Below are 17,861 nucleotides of genomic sequence, written 5' to 3'. Positions count from 1 at the left end.
CGTCGCCTCGTTGCAACCCCTAAAGGAAAGCAACACCGGTTATGATTATGTTCGCCATCGACAAAGGAAGCAAGACTTTCCACCCGATCGCCATCAGCTGGTCGTAGCGGTAGCGCGGAAAAGTGAAGCGAAACCAGATAAACACATAGACGAAGAACGCGACCTTGAGCAGGAACCAGAGGAGCGGAGGCAACGGGACCAGCACGCCGTTCCAGCCGCCGAAGAACAGGATCACCGCCAGGACCGACGTCAGAAGCATGACGGCGTATTCACTGACCATGAAGAATGCGAAGCGGATCCCGCTGTATTCGGTATGGAACCCGGCCCCCAGATCGCCTTCCGCTTCCGCCAAGTCAAAGGGAATGCGCTGCGATTCAGCCAGCCCTGCGACGAAGAACACGAAGAACCCAACCGGTTGGTAGACGATGTTCCAGACATTGGCTTGCGCTCGCACGATGTCGAGCAGGCTCATGGATTGCGCCAGCATGACCACGCCGATGACCGCGAACCCCATCGGGATCTCGTAGCTGATCATCTGCGCGCAGGTCCTGAGACTGCCCAGGACGGCATATTTGCTGTTCGCCGCCCAGCCGCCGAAGATGACGCCATAGACCTCGATCCCGATCACTGCAAAGACGAAAAGCAGCGCTACATTCATGTTGGAGATGTAGAGAGTGATCTTGGTGCCGAGCACCGAGACGGATTCGCCGAAGGGGACCGCGGCGAACACCACGAAGGGCGGAGCGAGCGCCAGGATTGGCGCCAATTTGAACAGGAAGCGGTCGGCCTCGGCCGGGATGTGGTCCTCCTTGGTCAAGAGCTTGACCCCATCCGCCACCGGCTGCAGCAGCCCATGCCATCCCACACGCATCGGCCCCATCCTCTGCTGGATGTGCCCCGCGATCTTGCGTTCCAGCCAGGTCAGCGGCAGGGGCAACAGCAGCAGGATCGCAATCAGCAACGCGACCTTGAAGACGATCAGCCCAAGAGCAACGACGAGTTCCATGATCCGAGGCCACTCGTTCGACGGGACGAGACCCGCGACCCGATTAGCACTGCATAGTGGTGCGCGGGCATGACAATGCCAAGCGCGACGCAACTTGAGCAATAATATCACAGCCTTGCCATCACTGGCTACGATGCGCGCGGCGTGGCGTTTAGACGGGGCGGCAGGCCGAAACGAACTGCCGTTCAATATTGTCTCGTACATTTTCGACAGAGCGCCTATCCTTGCGTCAGATCAACCGTGAAGCTCGTGTCGCAACGCAGCCTCAAGGCGACGCCCGCGCTTCCTACCAGTTTTGCCTGGCACCTAGCGTTTGGGACTGAGTGTTGCACAGCGTGGCAACAGCGTTGGGAGCGACCCATGCAGCTCAGTTCAGGCAGCTTTGCGAACGGTACAACGATCCCGCGGCGCTTCACCTGCGACGGTGAGGATCTTTCCCCTCCCCTCGGCTGGACCGGCGCTCCGGCCGGAACCGGCAGCTTTGTCCTTCTCTGCGATGATCCGGACGCTCCGGCGGGGATCTGGCATCACTGGGCGGCCTATGACATTGCGGCCGATTGTGTAGGGTTGGCCGAAGGCGCCGCCCAGCACGCCGCCAAGCAAGACTTCAGGCAGGCTACCAACGATTTCCGGCGACCAGGTTACGGTGGTCCCTGCCCACCGCATCGCCACGGCCGACACCGCTATCACTTCCGGTTGCTTGCGCTGTCGATCGATCGCCTGCCGCTCGGCGACAACCCATCGTGTCAGGCGGTCGAACGAGAAGCGCGCAAGCATCTCCTCGCCGAGGCGGTTCTCGTCGGAGTGTATGAGCGATGATGGTCTTCGCTCCTGTGAACTCCGGCAATTGAGGAAGGCCTGCGGGTCATGAGCGACATGACTGATCGTGATGGGCCCGGCTGGTGCGCGTCATGCGGATATTTCTCTGTGGCGATGTGATGACGGGGCGAGGCATAGACCAGGCGCTTCCGCATCCGTGTGACCCTCGTCTTCACGAGCGCTATGTGCAATCGGCCATAGACTATGTCCGGATGGCGGAGGTCGCGAACCAACCGATACCGATGCCGGTCGACTTCCCCTACATCTGGGGCGCAGCGCTGCAGGGATTGGAGCGGGCGCGGCCGGACGCCAGCATCATAAATCTTGAAACCAGCATTACGCGCTGCGATGCCTATGTCGCCAAAGGCATCAACTACAGGATGAGCCCCGAGAACGCCGAATGCCTCGTCGCCGCGGGGGTCGACTGCTGCGTGCTCGGTAACAATCACGTTCTCGATTGGGGGCGCGCTGGACTGCTGGAGACCCTGGCGACGCTCGAGCGCTTGCAAATCAAGACCGCCGGAGCGGGGCGCAATGCCGCCCAGGCAAGCGCTCCGGCGATTTTGGCAGACACCGACGCGAGGCGTGTACTTGTTTTTTCGTTCGCCTCCAAGACGAGCGGCGTCCCTCGACATTGGGCAGCGACGCATGACCGGGCCGGAGTGAACTTTCTGCCAGCGCTTTCCGATGCGACTGTCGCGGCGATCGCCGATCAGGTGGCTGCTGTCCGACGAGAAAATGATGCGGTTGTGGTCTCCCTTCATTGGGGACCAAACTGGGGCTATGACATCCCGGAGGAGCAAAGGTGGTTCGCCCACGAGCTGATCGACAGAGCGGGCATATCGATCGTTCACGGCCATTCATCGCATCATGCCAAATCCATCGAAGTGTACAAGAACCGCCTTATTCTCTATGGCTGCGGCGACTTCCTGAATGACTATGAAGGCATCAAAGGCCACGGGGAATTTCGGCCCGACCTTGCCCTGATGTACATCGCTGACCTTGGTCCTGGGAGCGATCTCGTCGCGCTCAAACTGGTGCCGTTCCAGATCCGCCGTTTCCAGCTCGTCCAGGCGGCGAACAGCGACATTGCCTGGTTGCGGCAGACCCTGGACCGAGAAAGTCGGCAGTTTGCTACGTGCGTTGGCACTGCGCCAGGCGGAAGGCTTGCGCTGTCCTGGCCGACAATGTGAACTGGCGGTGGGGTGAACTGGCGGTGGGCGCTGTCTGCCAATTGAGCTACAATGCGCGACCGAGCCCTGCAGAAGGTGGCCGGAGTGCGTCCAGCGGCTCAACTGCGCTGTTCGGAAGCACGCGTTTCTTGTGAATGGCTCTCGTTGCCATGACCACACCGATCGTCCTGCCTTGGCCGTTGCAGAGCCTCCTGGAGGCGGTAGCGCGGGCGGTGCTGCAACCTGGCGACCTGCCTCACATCGATTTCTCGCGACCGATCGGCGAGGCCGGACTGGTATCGCCGGACTCCGTGTCATGGTGCGTGTTCAAGAACCCGCTTTCGCTGTTCATCGGCGGCGTCACCGCCGTGATCATGGAGCTTGCAGAACCACGCGTGCGCACTGGCGTTTGGGAGCATACGTCTTTCCGTCTGAATCCAATACGGCGACTACACAGCACGGGGCTCGCCGCCATGGTGACGATCTACGGTTCCCGCACCACGGCCGAGGCCATGATCGCCCGCGTTCGGCGGATACACGACCGGGTCGCAGGCGTGACATCGTCGGGCGAAGCGTACTGCGCCAATGACCCCGACCTTCTGAACTGGGTTCAGGGCACGGCCGCATACGGCTTTGTCCAAGCTTATCACGTCTATGTGCGGCAGCTCTCCGCATCGGAGCGCGACCGCTATTACACCGAGGGCGTTCCGGCTGCGCGCCTTTTCGGCGCCACAGGCGCGCCGGGATCGGAAGCCGAGCTTGAAGCGCTGTTCCATGCGACCGCCAGACGGCTGGAGCGCTCGGCCATAGTGTTCGAATTCCTCGCCATCATGCGGTCAGCGCCTATCCTGCCGCTGCCGCTGAGGCCGGCACAGCACCTGCTGGTGGCGGCAGCCGTTGATTTGGTGCCCGATTGGATGCAGGCCCAGTTGGGGCTCACCGGGCACGGCTTGCGCCGTTGGGAAGCTGAGGCAGTCCGGCAGGCAGGGGCATTGGCGGATCGCCTCGTTATGGAAACCAGCCCAGCCGTTCAGGCCTGCCGGCGGATGCGCCTTCCGGCCGACTATTTATATGTCGATCGCAGCGCAGTCGGCGCCCGTCCATGATTGTCTTGTTCACCGATTTCGGCTTGCACGGCCCCTACACGGGCCAGATGAAGGCTGTGTTGCACCAGATGGCACCGGGCATCCCCGCGATCGACCTCTTCTCCGATGCACCAGTTGGCAATCCCAAGGCCTCGGCCTACCTGCTGGCGGCCTACGCGGAGTGGTTTCCTGCGGGAACCGTCTTCCTCTGTGTCGTCGATCCAGGCGTCGGAGGGACGCGCCCGTCGGTCATTGTCGAGGCCGACGGTCGCTTGTATGTCGGCCCCGGCAACGGCCTGTTCGAACTGATCCAGCGCCGCGCGGCTGAGACGTTCCGCTGGGATATCGACTGGAAGCCAAAGCGCTTGTCTGCCAGCTTCCACGGGCGTGACCTGTTTGCCCCGGTCGCGGCCATGCTGGCACGCCGCGAGCCGCCGCCCGGAAGGCCGCGCCTGGATGAAGCAGATCGCCGTAGAGACTGGCCGGAGGACCTCGCCGAGATCGTCTATATCGACCATTTCGGCAATGCCATGACCGGCCTGAGGGCGGCCAGGCTGCCGGCAGGCGCAAGGCTCGCCGCAGCAGATCGCGTGCTGGAGGCCGCGACGACCTTCAGCGATCGTCCGCCGGGCACGGCCTTTTGGTACGAGAACTCGAACGGGCTTGTCGAGATTGCTGTCAATCAAGGGCGCGCGGACGGCGAGCTCGATCTCGCGATCGGTAGTCCTGTGGAGATCGTCTTTTGAACGAAACCGGTTGTCGGTCACGGCGTTGATCTATTGCGATGCGCAAATCAACGAAACGAGGCCCGGGCGCCAATCCGCCGAAGCCGCAAAAAGGCGATGACAAGGCGCGGGCGAAGACCGGCAACAGGCGCCTCGCCGAGCAGATTCGCAAGGTTCTCGCCAAGCACTATGCGAGCAAATACCGCGCAAGGTGAAAAACGCGATCGCCGCACCAGGAATGAGCACGAAGGGAGGTTGTCATGACCGATGGTATTGCTCAGAAAACCTGCACGCCCTGTCGCGGCGGCGTTGCGCCGCTAACGCAGGAAGCAGCCGAGGGCTATCTGTCCCAGACCCCCGGCTGGGAACTGGAGGAGGAGGCGCAACTGCTGCGCCGCAAATTCAAATTTACGGATTTCCGTCAATCGCCTCGACTTCGTCGACAAAGTTGCCCGATTGGCGGAACAAGAACGGCATCATCCCGACATCTGCTTCGGCTGGGGTTATGCGGCAGTCTCGCTTCAGACACACAAGATCAAGGGGTTGCACGAGAATGACTTCATCATGGCCGCCAAGATCAACCTCATCGCCGGTTCGTAGAGAGGTGCTCGGCACCCCAACCACCGGAGCGGGTCCAGAAGTTCGCATTCATGATCGGCCGGCTAGCGCGATTTCCTGACACTCAATCATGGCGCCCGAGTACGGAAGAATGCTCGTTGATCAGTGATCGCGCAACATCTCCTGGAGTATTTCCTCGACCGGATGTGGCGAAATGCCAAGTTCTTCGAAACCGGGCATCTGCGGCGACGACACGTTGTCGACCTGCATCAGTTCCACTTGATTGCGAGTGACGGGCGGACTCGCAAGCATTTCCGCGGCCCATGCCAGTGCGTGCCAAGCGACAAATGGCACTGGGACCAGTATCGGTCTAAGGCCGGCCTGGTGTGCAACGGCTCTGAGGAATTCCTCGTAAGAGTAGACGCGGGGACCGCCGCACTCATACGTGATCGCATGCGTTTGCGTCCCCTGCAGCACTCTTGCGGTCGCCTGCGCCACATCGCCCACATAGGCCGGCTGCAATCGCGTCAGGCCGCGACCGAACATCGGATAGATTGGAAGCCGGCGCAGAAGCTTGAGGATAGTGGTGAGAAACGCGTCATCCGGTCCGAACATCACCGCCGGACGGATGATGATGGCGTCAGCAAACGCGGCACGCACCGCCTGTTCGCCTTCGCCACGCTTGCGGATGTAGAGCGACGGCGAGGCAACATCAGAGCCAATTCCTGAAACGTGAGCGAACCGTTCGACGCCGGCTCGGTGTGCTTCAGCTGCGACCCGCCGGGCCGACTCGACATGCACCGAGTGAAAGGTCTCCCGTCCCTGCTCGACGTAAAGACTGACGGCATTTACAACGCCGTAAGCACCTGCAAGTGCATGGGCGATCGCCCGCTCATCATGGATATCGGCTTCGACCGGTTGAAGTTGCGGATCATCGGAACCGAACAACCTCTTGGCCCGCTCCGGATGTCTTGATGCAATCCGAACGAACAACCCACCGTCGCGGAGATGCGGAACAACGCGGCGGCCGAGAAAGCCGGTTCCACCGAACACGGTGACGACGCGATGGTTCATGGCAGCCATAGCTTGGACTTTGTCCGCTCATGTCGGCCGTCTCGACCCGGCGGTCCAGGTCATGCGGACAGCACGCCTGCTGACCAATATCTGCCATCTGGGCTGCCTCGTACAGATCGGGATCGATCGTCTCCGTAACTGATCGAGACTGACCCACCCCTTTGGGAATCCGGCGATTGATGAGCCGACTGCAGCAGATCGCGATTCTGCCATTGGACGTCGGTGACAGTGCGCCGCACGTCATCGCTGCGATGCGGCAACGAAGAAGTGCTATATGGTCGACACGCCATCAAGCGCCGTTGTCGTTTCTTGACCGCTTGTGGTTCGCGCACCCGGCTCGTGTTATCGTGGTTCCGGGAAACGGCGGACGCGCCGTGAGCGCCCCGCCGGTTCCCCATTGTGGGAGGAACCAATGGCTCATTACGTATTACTGTCGAATTTCACCGATCAAGGTATCAGGACTATAAAGGATACTCAGAAGCGGGCTGAGGCCTTCAAGGCGATGGCCAGCAAAAGCGGGGTCAAGGTTCACACCCTGTTGTGGACGCTTGGCAAACATGATGTCGTAGTGATTGTCGAAGCAGAAGACGACATTGCTGCGACCGCACTAGCCTTATCAATCGCATCAATGGGCAATATCAGGACTGAGACGCTGAGGGCATTCGACACGGCAGATATGACCAAGATATTGGCAAAGATGGCCTGACAGCCGCCTTGCTGACGTGCGCGGGTAATCGAAGCCGGCGCCGAGCTTGGGTGCTCGGCGCCCAAGTCGTTCAGCTATGTCTCGTCTCGCCAGATCACCCGCCTCTCCCCGGTGGATCTTCACCAGGCGCCGGAACCGGTTCGTGTGCGCCTGCTCTCCTGTTGCGTGGAATGGCTGGACGCTCATGCACTCACGGTTCTTTTGTTGCTGGCAACGCCGCGGGTCCGGTTATGGCTTGAATGTTGAAGATCAACCGCGCGCTCATACCTGCCTCCCGCAAATGACCCTGCGCGTCACCGGAGTTCATTGGGTTCCTCGCCAATAAGCTTTTCCAGCTTTTGACGGAACGCCATCATCCCCGTGCGCGCGACCGCGACCTCGCTCGCAGAGAGTCCGGCCGCAAGCTCCTCGACCAGAGGGCTCCACAGCCGCAAGACCGCGTCGTAAGCCGCTCTGCCGCGAGCGGTCAGGACGACGAGTTGCGCGCGACGGTGATGCGGGTTCGGTATCGAACGCGACGATGCCTTCGTCGTGCAGATCGTCGACGATCCGCTGCCCGTTCTGACTGTTCCCCCATACGGGATAGGAACCACGGTGGCGGTCCGCGTGCCCGCCGCGCCTTCTACGACGTTTGATGGGCCTTGGTGACCCACCGTAAATCAACAAAATCAAAGCGATGCGCGAAGGTTCGCCCACCTTGGACTTGGCTAGCCGAGAGAATAATGGGCACTAAGTAATTGATAAATAACAACAATGATGGGCCGGAGGGTCAACGTTTTCGACAGGAAATCAATATGTTAGTGGCTGGTTCGCCAACCCGTTTCCTTCGTATGATCTCGTTTGGTCTGGCGAACCTAGTGGCGAGGAAGAGGACTAGTTTTCTGTGCGAGCGGGTTCTCTATCTAGCCTACACAAAGGCTCGACAGCGCCCTCGGTCCGGCTCCCTCGCATGTTCCGCCACCTGCTTCAATTGCTCGGCTTATCCGCGCTGCAATGCTGCCGGATGAAATCCGACAGGAAGGTTGAAGCATGCGCGCACCTCCGATGCACAGCGATCGCCTGAGGCACTTTCGAGAATGTCCCCTCAACAACGCGGAAACCTGGATTCTCTTCGCAGAAACGTGACAGGGACTCGGTCAAGCCCGCAGCCGCATCGCACTGGGAGGATATAAGCATGTCCAGGGCGGAGGCGGGATTTTCGGTATGGAGGAGGATGGCATTTCTAACCTGTCGCTCAAGCTGCTTTGTATACGCGGCGGTTTTGGCGGCGGCGATGCGCACCCCTTCGACGTCGACATGCCCCACGCTGCCTAGCGGGCTACTGTCTGGCACCAGAAAGCTGGCGGTCACCGTGGTATAGGGGGGCGAGAAGGAGAACCTGTCGGCACGTGACGGATCGGGAGCAATGAATGCAACGTCCCACTCGTCGCCTTTGGCAGCCGCAAGAATGTCAGCGGCCGATCCGTATCGAACCAGTGACAAAGGGCAGTCGAGTTCTGCCGCAAGTTCGATCGCGATCTGCACGCTCGGTCCTGTTAGAACGCCTGTCACCGGATCGAGTTGGACAAGTGCTGCATTCGACATGTTGACCGCCGCTCTGATAACTCCCGTCGCTGCGATTTCAGTGAGGAGTTCATCACGTTCCGGCATCGTGGACCGCTCCTTGCGATGCAAAGCGTGCCGCGAGTGCTTCCGATCCCCTCGCCAGTAAAGCGACATCGACACCAACGGCAGTGAACAGTGTTCCCAGTGCGATGCACCGTGCCGCGAACTTCTCATCCGAGGTAAGAATGCCCGCAGGCTTGCCCAACGCTTTCAGGCGTTCAATCGCGTCGACAATTGCATCGACCACCTCCGGGTGGGCCGGTTGGCCCCTGTGTCCGAAACTCGCTGCAAGGTCTGCCGGTCCTAGGAACACGCCATCCACCCCGTCTACCGAGGCAATCGACTCGAGGTTGCCAAGCGCTTCCCGCGTCTCAACTTGCAGCAACAGGCAAATTTCCCGCTCCGCATTTTGCGCATACTGCGCAACTCGGCCGAAACGGGTGGCGCGCGTCAGGGCAGAAACACCACGGATTCCATCCGGGGGATATCGCACGCCTGCGACTGCGGCTTTCGCCTCTTCCGCGTTCTGAACGTAGGGAACGAGCAGTGTCTGAACGCCAATATCCAGGAAACGTTTGATGAGAACTGGGTCGTTGATGGCCGGGCGGACGACTGGTGAAACGTCGTACGGTGCGACCGCTTGCAATTGTGGCAGGACGGTCAGAACGTCACCCGGAGAATGTTCCGTGTCGAACAGGAGCCAATCGAAACCTGAAGGCGCGACGATTTCCGCGGCGTAGGTTCCCGGCAGGCCACACCACAGGCCGATCTGACTTTGACCAGCAAAGAGCTTCCGCTTGAACCGATTGACAGGATGATCCAACTGGCACCTCACACGAGCGACACGCCGATGGAGCCAACAGGGCCATAGTCGGCCTGGATGACATCACCTTTCGCGATATCGACAGGACGCGTGAAGGAGCCGGCCAGGACTATTTGTCCCTTCTTCAGGCCACCGCCCACAACATGAAGTTTGTTGACCAGCCACGCGATGCCGGCTGCCGGATGTCCCATGATCGCCGCCGACACGCCCGACTCCTCGATGATGCCGTTCTTGGAAAGAGTCGCTCCGACCCAACGGATATCGATGTCCATCGGGCGAATTATACGGCCGCCAACGACGAGGGCGCCGAAAGCCGCGTTGTCCGCAATGGTATCCGTGATCGCTCGAGGGACTTCGGTCCGGTAGTCGATAATCTCGAGCGCCGGGACAACGAATTCGGTCGCACGCATGACGTCATAGATCCTGGTGCCGGGCCCGACGAGATCCTCACCCATAACAAAGGCCAGCTCGACCTCAAGGCGCGGCTTGATAAACAAGTCAGCCCTGATCTGCGCTCCGTCGTTGTAAAGCGCATCGTCAAGAATGCAGCCATAGTCCGGCTCCGTCATCTTCGAAGCCATCTGCATTGCGCGTGACGTCAGGCCAATCTTATGCCCGACGATCCGTGCGCCCTTGGCTACCCTCGCCTCCGCCCACAAAGCCTGAATTCGGTAGGCGTCCTCGAGCTCGAGGTTCGGGTAGGTCTCGCTAGGCTGTATGATCGGCTTGCGCTCGATTTCAGCTTTGAGCAGCGCGTCTGCCGCGGCCCGGCGTTCTTCTTCGGTGATCATATCGTTTGCTCTGCTGATCGTGATTTATTTGATCGGGGGACGCGGCAAAACGGCTTCGCCGGGCTCCATGGCATAGGTGTAGTCGAGCGAGAACCATGGACCAGGAATATCCGCTTCGGTCGGATGGGGCTCCTCATGACGAATGAAGTCGCCGGTCAGCGCTGCCGTGACACCGAACTGAACATCGGAGTCGATGTTCGGGTCGCTGGGGTCGAAGACCTGGGAAATCAGCGTCTTGTATCCATGCTTGAAGATCAGTGCGTGCAGGTGCGCTGGTCGGTACGGATGGCGTCCCTGAGCTCTGAGCAGGCGTCCGACCACGCCATCGACCGGTATCGGATACCCGACCATCTTGACGGTCCTGAACCAGAATCGACCTTGCTCGTCGGTCGTGAATTTGCCGCGCAAGTTCATCTCGGCCTGGTCCGGGTCCTGGTTTTCATAAAGACCCACGGGAGATGCATGCCAGACATCCACTTCAGCGCCGGCAATTGGCTTACCGTCGCGGTCAACGACCTTGGCATGCACGAACAAGGGAGTGCCCGGCGTCTCGGATCGGATGATCGAGCCGCCATTTTCGACTCGCGGAGAGTTGAGGCGCCAGAATGGGCCCAACAGCGACTGGGAGGTCTCAGTCTGTCCTCTGTCGCCATTGTTCAGCAGGCAGACAAGTGAAGACACGCCAAGAGAACCGGCCATCAGCACAAACTCGTTGTGGTGATCAGTATGCAGCTGCCCGATCTCGTTCAGCATGGCTGTCGCCTCCCGAAACTCGACCTCAGTCAGTCGAACCTCACGCACGAACGCATGAAGATGCGTGACCATCGACACGAGGATCTCTCGCAGGCGGGGGTCTTCAGTGCGATTCATCACAGCGAGGACGGCTGGCGTCAGATCGCTTTCAGTTTTGATCACCATGTGGGCTACCTCCCGATTTGCCCGAATATCCAAATAATCGATTATCTGTCAAGGCCGCCGCCGCGCAATATCGCCACACCGAGATGCCGAAGAGATCGGGATGGAAACGCCTATCTACTTGATTTAATTATATTTTATTGCAATAAACGAAATTATCGCTTGGCTTTTTTGCAAATTTCGGCGCGCCGAAGTTGACAGGAATAATCGTTTATAATACCGATCATCGACGATCAATTTCGGGAGCCGGGCAATGGTACCGCATGACGGCGCATCTGCTCCGCCGGCAGAAGATGCTCCATCGTCTTCTGGCTTTCTCGATGACGGCAAAAACACGATTGGGAGCCAGCTTGCATCCCGTCTTCGTGAGGCGATCATCTCCGGCGAGCTTCAGGCCGGCAGCAAGATCAATCTCGACAAGGCGCGCAAGACGTTCAACGTAAGTCTCAGTCCGCTGCGTGAAGGGTTGGCGCGGCTGATATCGGACGGTCTAGTGGAGTTCGAGGACAATCGCGGCTACCGCGTTTCATCAATCTCCTTGGCCAATCTGGAAGAGATAACCATCCTGCGCGAAGAACTCGAAGTCTTTGCGCTTCGCGAGTCCATGCGGATCGGCGATGTGGAGTGGGAAAGCAACGTTATGAGAGCGCTGCATCGCCTTAACCGCACTGAGCGTGACGCGGCCCGCCCCGAGACACTCGAGCGCTGGGAAGAGCTCCACCGCGAATTCCATCTGACACTTATATCCGGCTGCGGGAAGCCGATCCTGCTCCATTTCTGCAGCCTGCTGCTTAATCTCAACGACCGTTATCGCCGGGTGTTTCTGACCCGCACGTCGGGTGACCGCAACGTCAGCCAGGAGCACAGTGAGATCGCTCAGGGAGCCGTCGCCAGGGATCTGGACTATGCGTGCGATATGTTGCGTCAGCATATTCACCGCACGGGAACCAATCTGCGCAATCACCTTGCGACAAAGGGGACCTTGTGATGACCGTCGCGACCCCAGGGCCGCGCCTTGAACTGGGCGTGGCGCATTTTTCATCGATCGGGCTGCCGCCCAAGGAATTCGCGCTGATAGCTGCTCGGGCGGGTTTTGCGTCGATAGGGCTTCGTCTTCACCCCGCCTTTCCCGGAGCCCCTTTCTACGAGTTACCGGTGGGCAGCCACAGTGCCCAGGAATTCAAGGCAATTGCCGATGGCGAAGGCATCAAGATATTCGATATCGAGTTCTTCGTGATCGACGAGACCTTCGTTGCGGCCTCCCATGAGGCGACCGTGGCAGCCGCTGCGAACATAGGTGCGCGCCGGCTGAGTGTTTGCGGGGATGATCGAGACGGCGGCCGTCTTGCCACAAACCTTGCAGAGTTTTGCGGCGTCGCGGCGCGATATGGCATGTCAGTCGACATCGAAAACATGGGCTGGCGGACGGTAAGGACCTTTCGGGACAGCGTGGAGGTCTTGAATGCCTGTGGAGCAGAGAATGCCGGTGCCCTCGTTGACGGGGTTCACTTCTTCCGAAACGGAGCCTCGATCGACGAGCTTCGCGCAAATGCAGGGAAGGTAAAACACATCCAGCTTTGCGACGCCCGCGGTCCTGCGCCCAAAACATCAGACGCAATGATCGCCGAGGCGAGAAGCGGTAGGTTCGCTCCTGGAGAAGGCGAACTGCCATTGGAGGAGCTTTGTGCGGCAACTGAATACGGCGCTGCTATCTCGGTCGAAGTGCCACTCGTCGGGTCGGTCGACCCGGAGGCACACCTAAAACATCTGCATGCCAGCGCACTGGGAATTTTGAAACCGGATCATTGATCCGGCGCCGACGCGGCCTAGGCCGGTCAGGAGGAGGAAGTCTTAAATGCGGTATACGTTCGATTTCGGTGCGGTCCTCGACCGCGCCCCGGAATTGCTATGGGGTTCGCTTGGAACGGTTGGCCTTGCGTTAGCTGGGATGCTCCTCGCACTCGTCATCGGGCTCCTCGGCGTCGTTGCAAGGAGTTCCAAGAGCGAGATCACGCGGGCTGCCGTGATCGTGTTCGTCGAGGTTGTGCGTAATACGCCATTCCTGGTGCAGATCTTCTTCATATATTTTGCCCTTCCTCTCATGGGCATCCGCCTCAATCCGACCGTCACGGCGATCATTGCCCTCGGCATCAATGGTGGGGCCTACGCAATCGAGATCATCCGAGGCGGGATCGAGAGCGTGTCGCGCGGCCAGATCGAGGCAGGTTTCGCACTTGGTCTTCACAAGGCGGACGTCTTCCGGCTCATCGTGCTCAAGCCGGCGCTGCGGGCGATTTATCCCTCGCTCACAAGCCAGTTCATCATGCTGACACTGACAACGTCTGTCTGCACGTCGATCGCCGCCTACGAGCTGACCTCGGCCGCTCAGCGCATTGAGTCTGACACCTTCCGCAGCTTCGAAGTGTATTTCACGGTGACCGCTATCTACCTGGTCATCTCAAGCCTGATGATGGGCCTCTTTGCGCTCATTTCTCGCCACTACTTCAACTACCCGACGCGATAGGAAGCAGCCATGGGTCCCATCGGAGAAGATCAATTTCTCTTTTTGATGCAGGGTTTGAAATGGACCGTGCTGCTGGCGATCGTGGGCTTCATCGGTGGGGGGATATTCGGAATCCTGATCGCGCTCCTGCGCACCTCGAAGAACAAGGTCGCCCGGACGATCACCGCAGGGTATATCGGCGTCTTCCAGGGCACGCCCCTTCTGATGCAGCTCTTCGTTGTCTATTACGGCGTTGCGCTGTTGGGCATCGACGTTAACGCGTGGATCGCGGTCGCAGTCGCCTTCACGCTCCATGCCAGCGCCTTCCTGGGCGAGATCTGGCGTGGCTCCATCGAGGCTGTGCCGAAGGGCCAGACGGAAGCCGCCAACGCCCTCGGTCTGCATTATGTCTCGCGGATGAAGGACGTCATTCTGCCGCAGGCCCTGAAAATTTCGATGCCGGCCACGATCGGCTTCCTTGTCCAGCTCACCAAGGGCACGTCGCTGGCAGCAATCGTCGGCTTCATTGAACTGACTCGCGCCGGTCAGATCATTTCAAACCAGACCTATCGTCCGCTGCTCGTCTTCGGGATCGTCGGCGCAATCTACTTCATCATTTGCTGGCCGCTCTCCCATGCGGGAAGTCGCCTTGAAAAACGGATGGCGAAAGCTGCCCGCTAACCGCTTCGCTCGAAGCAAAACCCTTAAGGAGGAGAATAAGCATGCATAACAGCCGTAGAAATTTTCTCGGACTTGCACTGGCAACTATTGCCTTCGCAACCCTTGGCACTGCCGCCGCCTCTGCGGCAACTGTAGAGGAAATCAAGGCAAAGGGCACGCTCGTGGTCGGCATCCAGGGCGACAATGCGCCATGGGGGTTCGTTAACACAAGCGGCGTGCAGGACGGCTTCGACGCTGACGTCGCCAACCTTTTTGCCAAGGAATTAGGCGTGAAGGTTCAATTCCAGCCGCTCGCCGTTGCCAACCGAATTCCGGCGCTTACGACCGGCAAAGTCGACATCCTATTCGCAACGATGGCGATGACGGAAGAACGCGCGAAAGCAATTCAATACAGCAAGCCTTACGCTGCCAACACGATTTCGCTTTATGCCGCCAAGTCCGACACGGTTACGAAGCCTGAAGACCTTGCCGGATGGGAGATCGGCGTTCCGAAATCCAGTTCGCAGGACAAGGCGGTAACGAACGCCGTCGGATCCACCGCAACGGTTCGCCGCTTTGATGACGACGCCGCAACCATCCAGGCACTGGTCTCCGGACAGGTAAAGGCGGTTGGCGGCAACCAGTTCTATGGTCAGCGTCTGGATGCGGCCAGTGCCGGCACGTACGAGCGCAAGATTAACTTTTTGACAACCTACAACGGCGTCGGTACCCGTCTCGGCGAGAAGGACTGGAACGAAGCCGTCAACGCCTTCATCGACAAGATCAAGGCCAATGGTGAGCTTGCCGCCATCACGAAGAAGTGGATGGCGATCGATCTGCCGAAGTTCCCGGAATCCATTCCGAACATCCCGTTCACCGTGAAGTAAGGCCCAAATGGAGGGTTCCGTGCTCAATTCCGCAAAAGATCAATCGATGCTGATTTCCCTTGAGGACGTGCAGAAGTGGTACGGCACTTTCCATGCCTTGAAATCCATCAGTTTGTCGGTCCGCAAAGGCGAAAAAATCGTCCTTTGCGGGCCGTCAGGCTCTGGGAAATCAACGTTAATCCGTTGCATCAATGCCCTCGAGACGATCGAGGAAGGCAAAATCGTCGTCGAGGGTCACGTACTGGACGGAAGCACCAAATCCATCGACGCTGTACGCCGCGAAGTGGGAATGGTCTTCCAGAGCTTCAATCTCTTCCCCCATATAACCGCACTTCAGAACTGTACCCTCGCCCCAATGCGTGTTCGAGGCGTAAGCCACGCTGACGCAGAGCGACTGGGTCGAAAATATCTCGAGCGCGTTCGAATCCTTGACCAGGCGGACAAATATCCGGCGCAGCTATCGGGCGGACAACAACAACGCGTCGCCATCGCCCGCGCGCTCTGCATGGAGCCGAAGGTCATGCTCTTCGACGAACCGACCTCTGCCCTCGATCCCGAAATGGTGAAAGAGGTGCTCGACACCATGATCGGGCTCGCCCGTGACGGCATGACGATGATCTGTGTCACGCACGAAATGGGGTTTGCCCGTCAGGTCGCTGACCGCGTCATCTTCATGGACTCCGGAGAAATCGTCGAAGAGGCCGAACCGGAGGTCTTCTTCAAGTCTCCCGAGCACCAGCGCACGAAAACCTTCCTCGGTGAAATCCTGGCCCATCACTGACTTTCGAAAGCGATGCCAATGCACGACAAGAAATTCCTCGTGGGGCTGATCGGTGCCGACATCCAAATGTCAAAGTCCCCGGCCCTCCACGAAATGGAGGGGCGACGCCAGGGCCTCGATTACCGTTACGAGCTTCTCGACTTCGCCGAGCGAGGCCTTCCCGCCTCCGCGCTGCCGGACCTCCTGGACGAGGAAGAGCAGCGCGGTTTTGCCGGCAGCAACATTACACATCCGTGCAAGCAGACAGTGATCGCCCACCTCAGTCGCCTTTCCGAGGATGCAAAGATGCTCGGTGCGGTCAATACCGTGGTCTTCCGCAACAGCGAGAGGATCGGCCACAACACGGATTGGTACGGTTTCTACGAGAATTTCCAGCGCGGCCTTCCGGATGTCGCGAAGTCGCATGTCGTCCTGCTTGGCGCCGGCGGCGCCGGTGTCGCCGTGGCGCATGCCGCCATCAAGCTCGGATTTGACAGACTATCGATCTTTGACCAGGAATCAAAACGGGCAGAAACCTTGGCCCAGCAGTTGAACGATCGGTTCTCGTGGGATTGCGCGCGTGCCACGACGGATGTCGGCAGCGCCCTGCGTTCCGCGGACGGCCTCATCCACGCGACGCCGACGGGTATGAAGAGCCATCCTGGTTTGCCGATCGATGCGGAATGGCTTCTGCCACGGCATTGGGTGGCCGACATTGTCTATATGCCACTCGTCACAGAGCTCCTTGCTCTCGCCGAAGGAAAAGGCTGCCGGACCCTTCGGGGCGGCGGCATGACCGTCTACCAGGCAGCAGCGGCTTTCGAATTGTTCACCGGGATAGCACCGGACGTAGAGCGCATGTCCCTTCACTTTACGGACCTGTGCCGCCTGTCGGCTTGATGGGGATATCCTAAATGCCGCATATCATCATCGATTATAGCCGGGGCGCAGGCGAGCATGTAGCCATGGACCGACTGACGCTGTCCGTGCATCGCTGCGTTCGCGATGGCGGCCTTGTGAAACCTTCCGCCGTGCGCACGTTTGCGCGGGAGGCGACATACTCCTGCGTGGGCGATGAGCATGTCGATCATCATTTCATTCAAATCATCGTGCGGATGGCACCGGGTCGTACTGCAGAGGCCAAGCAGAAGCTTCTCACTGCCGTTCTAGAGGCCGCGCGGACGATCGCCGCGCCTGCTCTCGAAGCTGGAAAGCTCGGTTTGCGCGCGGATCTCTACGAGTCGGACCCTGATTTTGCAGTTCAAGCAATCGCGTTCGCCTGACCAGAACAGCGTGCTCAAGAAGGACACTATGCTATGAGCCTGATCTACGTTCTCAATGGACCAAACCTCAATCTGCTTGGCAAACGCCAGCCGCATATCTACGGGCATGAAACGCTCGCAGACGTAGAGGCGGACTGCCGCAAGCTGGCGGCAGAACTCGGCCATGAAATCCGCTTCCATCAGAGCAACCGGGAATACGAGATCATCGATTGGATTCATGAGGCGCGCGAGGACGGTGCAGGCATCGTCATCAATCCGGCAGCCTTCACCCATACCTCACTTGCCATCCTCGACGCTCTGAACACATTTGAGGGGCCTGTGATCGAGATTCACATATCCAATGTGCACAAGCGCGAAAGCTTCCGACACCATTCGTTCGTTTCGCACCGCGCGGATGGTGTGATCTGCGGCCTTGGAACGGAAGGATACCAGCTTGCCATCCGACGCGCGGCGACAATGATCAAGGCGGCGGGCAAGGGCTGAGGTGAC

At 59.5% G+C, this 17,861-nt stretch carries 22 protein-coding genes; 16 read left to right on the top strand and 6 right to left on the bottom strand.

Features of this window, described 5'->3' with window-relative positions:
• Window positions 1–19 precede the first annotated feature (19 nt).
• Window positions 20–1,006 carry an NADH-quinone oxidoreductase subunit NuoH gene (gene nuoH / locus EN853_RS14620; protein WP_127860592.1) on the bottom strand — a complete coding sequence of 329 codons (987 nt, stop codon included), beginning with the start codon at window positions 1,004–1,006 and terminating at the stop codon, window positions 20–22.
• Between the two features lie 360 nt (window positions 1,007–1,366).
• On the opposite strand from nuoH, the gene EN853_RS14615 reads away from it, so the two are divergent.
• The 6 genes from EN853_RS14615 (at window position 1,367) to EN853_RS34580 (ending at window position 5,407) form a co-directional block, all read left to right on the top strand.
• Entirely contained in the window at window positions 1,367–1,825 is a 459-nt protein-coding gene (locus EN853_RS14615; protein WP_127860465.1) for a YbhB/YbcL family Raf kinase inhibitor-like protein, read from the top strand.
• A 92-nt stretch (window positions 1,826–1,917) separates the two neighbouring features.
• Window positions 1,918–3,018, top strand: coding sequence for a CapA family protein (locus tag EN853_RS14610; RefSeq protein WP_127860464.1), 1,101 nt, complete (start codon window positions 1,918–1,920; stop codon window positions 3,016–3,018).
• 149 nt (window positions 3,019–3,167) lie between these two features.
• On the top strand, window positions 3,168–4,103 hold the full coding sequence (locus EN853_RS14605) for an oxygenase MpaB family protein (protein ID WP_245516983.1): 936 nt from the start codon (window positions 3,168–3,170) through the stop codon (window positions 4,101–4,103).
• Window positions 4,104–4,108: 5 nt separating this feature from the next.
• The gene (locus EN853_RS14600; RefSeq protein ID WP_210234793.1) at window positions 4,109–4,828 is read left to right on the top strand and encodes an SAM-dependent chlorinase/fluorinase; all 720 of its coding nucleotides are present in this window, start codon (window positions 4,109–4,111) and stop codon (window positions 4,826–4,828) included.
• A 38-nt stretch (window positions 4,829–4,866) separates the two neighbouring features.
• Window positions 4,867–5,022 carry a hypothetical protein gene (locus EN853_RS33955; RefSeq protein WP_168247751.1) on the top strand — a complete coding sequence of 52 codons (156 nt, stop codon included), beginning with the start codon at window positions 4,867–4,869 and terminating at the stop codon, window positions 5,020–5,022.
• Window positions 5,023–5,149: 127 nt separating this feature from the next.
• Window positions 5,150–5,407, top strand: a complete 258-nt coding sequence (locus tag EN853_RS34580; protein WP_348631577.1) for a 4a-hydroxytetrahydrobiopterin dehydratase — start codon at window positions 5,150–5,152, stop codon at window positions 5,405–5,407.
• 120 nt (window positions 5,408–5,527) lie between these two features.
• Here EN853_RS34580 and EN853_RS14590 read toward each other — a convergent pair whose 3' ends face one another.
• Window positions 5,528–6,448 carry a complex I NDUFA9 subunit family protein gene (locus EN853_RS14590; RefSeq protein WP_127860461.1) on the bottom strand — a complete coding sequence of 307 codons (921 nt, stop codon included), beginning with the start codon at window positions 6,446–6,448 and terminating at the stop codon, window positions 5,528–5,530.
• Between the two features lie 403 nt (window positions 6,449–6,851).
• On the opposite strand from EN853_RS14590, the gene EN853_RS14585 reads away from it, so the two are divergent.
• Window positions 6,852–7,145, top strand: a complete 294-nt coding sequence (locus EN853_RS14585) for a GYD domain-containing protein (protein WP_127860460.1) — start codon at window positions 6,852–6,854, stop codon at window positions 7,143–7,145.
• A 966-nt stretch (window positions 7,146–8,111) separates the two neighbouring features.
• Here EN853_RS14585 and EN853_RS14580 read toward each other — a convergent pair.
• From EN853_RS14580 to EN853_RS14565, 4 genes are read right to left on the bottom strand one after another with little or no spacing between them, the layout of a single operon-like run.
• On the bottom strand, window positions 8,112–8,795 hold the full coding sequence (locus EN853_RS14580) for a transporter substrate-binding domain-containing protein (RefSeq protein WP_127860459.1): 684 nt from the start codon (window positions 8,793–8,795) through the stop codon (window positions 8,112–8,114).
• Complete coding sequence (gene hpaI, locus EN853_RS14575) at window positions 8,782–9,573, bottom strand: 4-hydroxy-2-oxoheptanedioate aldolase (protein WP_127860458.1); 792 nt, start codon at window positions 9,571–9,573, stop codon at window positions 8,782–8,784. The genes EN853_RS14580 and hpaI overlap by 14 nt, the downstream gene beginning before the upstream one ends.
• A gap of 8 nt (window positions 9,574–9,581) precedes the next feature.
• Window positions 9,582–10,364 (bottom strand): fumarylacetoacetate hydrolase family protein, encoded by a 783-nt coding sequence (locus tag EN853_RS14570; protein WP_127860457.1) that lies wholly within the window; start codon window positions 10,362–10,364, stop codon window positions 9,582–9,584.
• Window positions 10,365–10,388: 24 nt separating this feature from the next.
• On the bottom strand, window positions 10,389–11,282 hold the full coding sequence (locus tag EN853_RS14565) for an intradiol ring-cleavage dioxygenase (protein WP_127860456.1): 894 nt from the start codon (window positions 11,280–11,282) through the stop codon (window positions 10,389–10,391).
• Between the two features lie 250 nt (window positions 11,283–11,532).
• Here EN853_RS14565 and EN853_RS14560 point away from each other — a divergent pair, with 250 nt between their 5' ends.
• Genes EN853_RS14560 through aroQ form a run of 9 tightly spaced genes read left to right on the top strand, consistent with a single transcriptional unit; the run spans window position 11,533 to window position 17,855 of the window.
• Window positions 11,533–12,267 carry a GntR family transcriptional regulator gene (locus tag EN853_RS14560; protein ID WP_127860455.1) on the top strand — a complete coding sequence of 245 codons (735 nt, stop codon included), beginning with the start codon at window positions 11,533–11,535 and terminating at the stop codon, window positions 12,265–12,267.
• A complete protein-coding gene (locus EN853_RS14555; RefSeq protein ID WP_127860454.1) occupies window positions 12,267–13,088 on the top strand; it encodes a sugar phosphate isomerase/epimerase in 822 nt (273 codons plus the stop codon). Before EN853_RS14560 ends, EN853_RS14555 begins: the two co-directional genes overlap by 1 nt.
• A 46-nt stretch (window positions 13,089–13,134) precedes the next feature.
• Window positions 13,135–13,803, top strand: a complete 669-nt coding sequence (locus EN853_RS14550) for an amino acid ABC transporter permease (RefSeq protein ID WP_127860453.1) — start codon at window positions 13,135–13,137, stop codon at window positions 13,801–13,803.
• A 9-nt stretch (window positions 13,804–13,812) separates the two neighbouring features.
• On the top strand, window positions 13,813–14,463 hold the full coding sequence (locus tag EN853_RS14545; protein WP_127860452.1) for an amino acid ABC transporter permease: 651 nt from the start codon (window positions 13,813–13,815) through the stop codon (window positions 14,461–14,463).
• Between the two features lie 41 nt (window positions 14,464–14,504).
• Window positions 14,505–15,329: a transporter substrate-binding domain-containing protein gene (locus EN853_RS14540; protein WP_127860451.1), complete on the top strand. Its 825-nt coding sequence runs from the start codon at window positions 14,505–14,507 to the stop codon at window positions 15,327–15,329.
• 7 nt (window positions 15,330–15,336) lie between these two features.
• On the top strand, window positions 15,337–16,110 hold the full coding sequence (locus tag EN853_RS14535; protein ID WP_167524479.1) for an amino acid ABC transporter ATP-binding protein: 774 nt from the start codon (window positions 15,337–15,339) through the stop codon (window positions 16,108–16,110).
• 18 nt (window positions 16,111–16,128) lie between these two features.
• Entirely contained in the window at window positions 16,129–16,989 is an 861-nt protein-coding gene (locus EN853_RS14530) for a shikimate dehydrogenase (protein WP_167524478.1), read from the top strand.
• A gap of 14 nt (window positions 16,990–17,003) precedes the next feature.
• Window positions 17,004–17,372, top strand: coding sequence for a 5-carboxymethyl-2-hydroxymuconate Delta-isomerase (locus tag EN853_RS14525; RefSeq protein ID WP_127860448.1), 369 nt, complete (start codon window positions 17,004–17,006; stop codon window positions 17,370–17,372).
• 33 nt (window positions 17,373–17,405) lie between these two features.
• Window positions 17,406–17,855 carry a type II 3-dehydroquinate dehydratase gene (gene aroQ / locus EN853_RS14520; protein WP_126088218.1) on the top strand — a complete coding sequence of 150 codons (450 nt, stop codon included), beginning with the start codon at window positions 17,406–17,408 and terminating at the stop codon, window positions 17,853–17,855.
• The last annotated feature ends 6 nt before the right edge of the window (window positions 17,856–17,861 follow it).

The sequence above is a fragment of the Mesorhizobium sp. M1C.F.Ca.ET.210.01.1.1 genome (assembly GCF_004791585.1).
Taxonomy (GTDB): Bacteria; Pseudomonadota; Alphaproteobacteria; order Rhizobiales; family Rhizobiaceae; genus Mesorhizobium.
The sequence above is the reverse complement of the archived record's forward strand: the minus strand, read 5'-3'. Positions and strand labels throughout refer to the sequence as shown.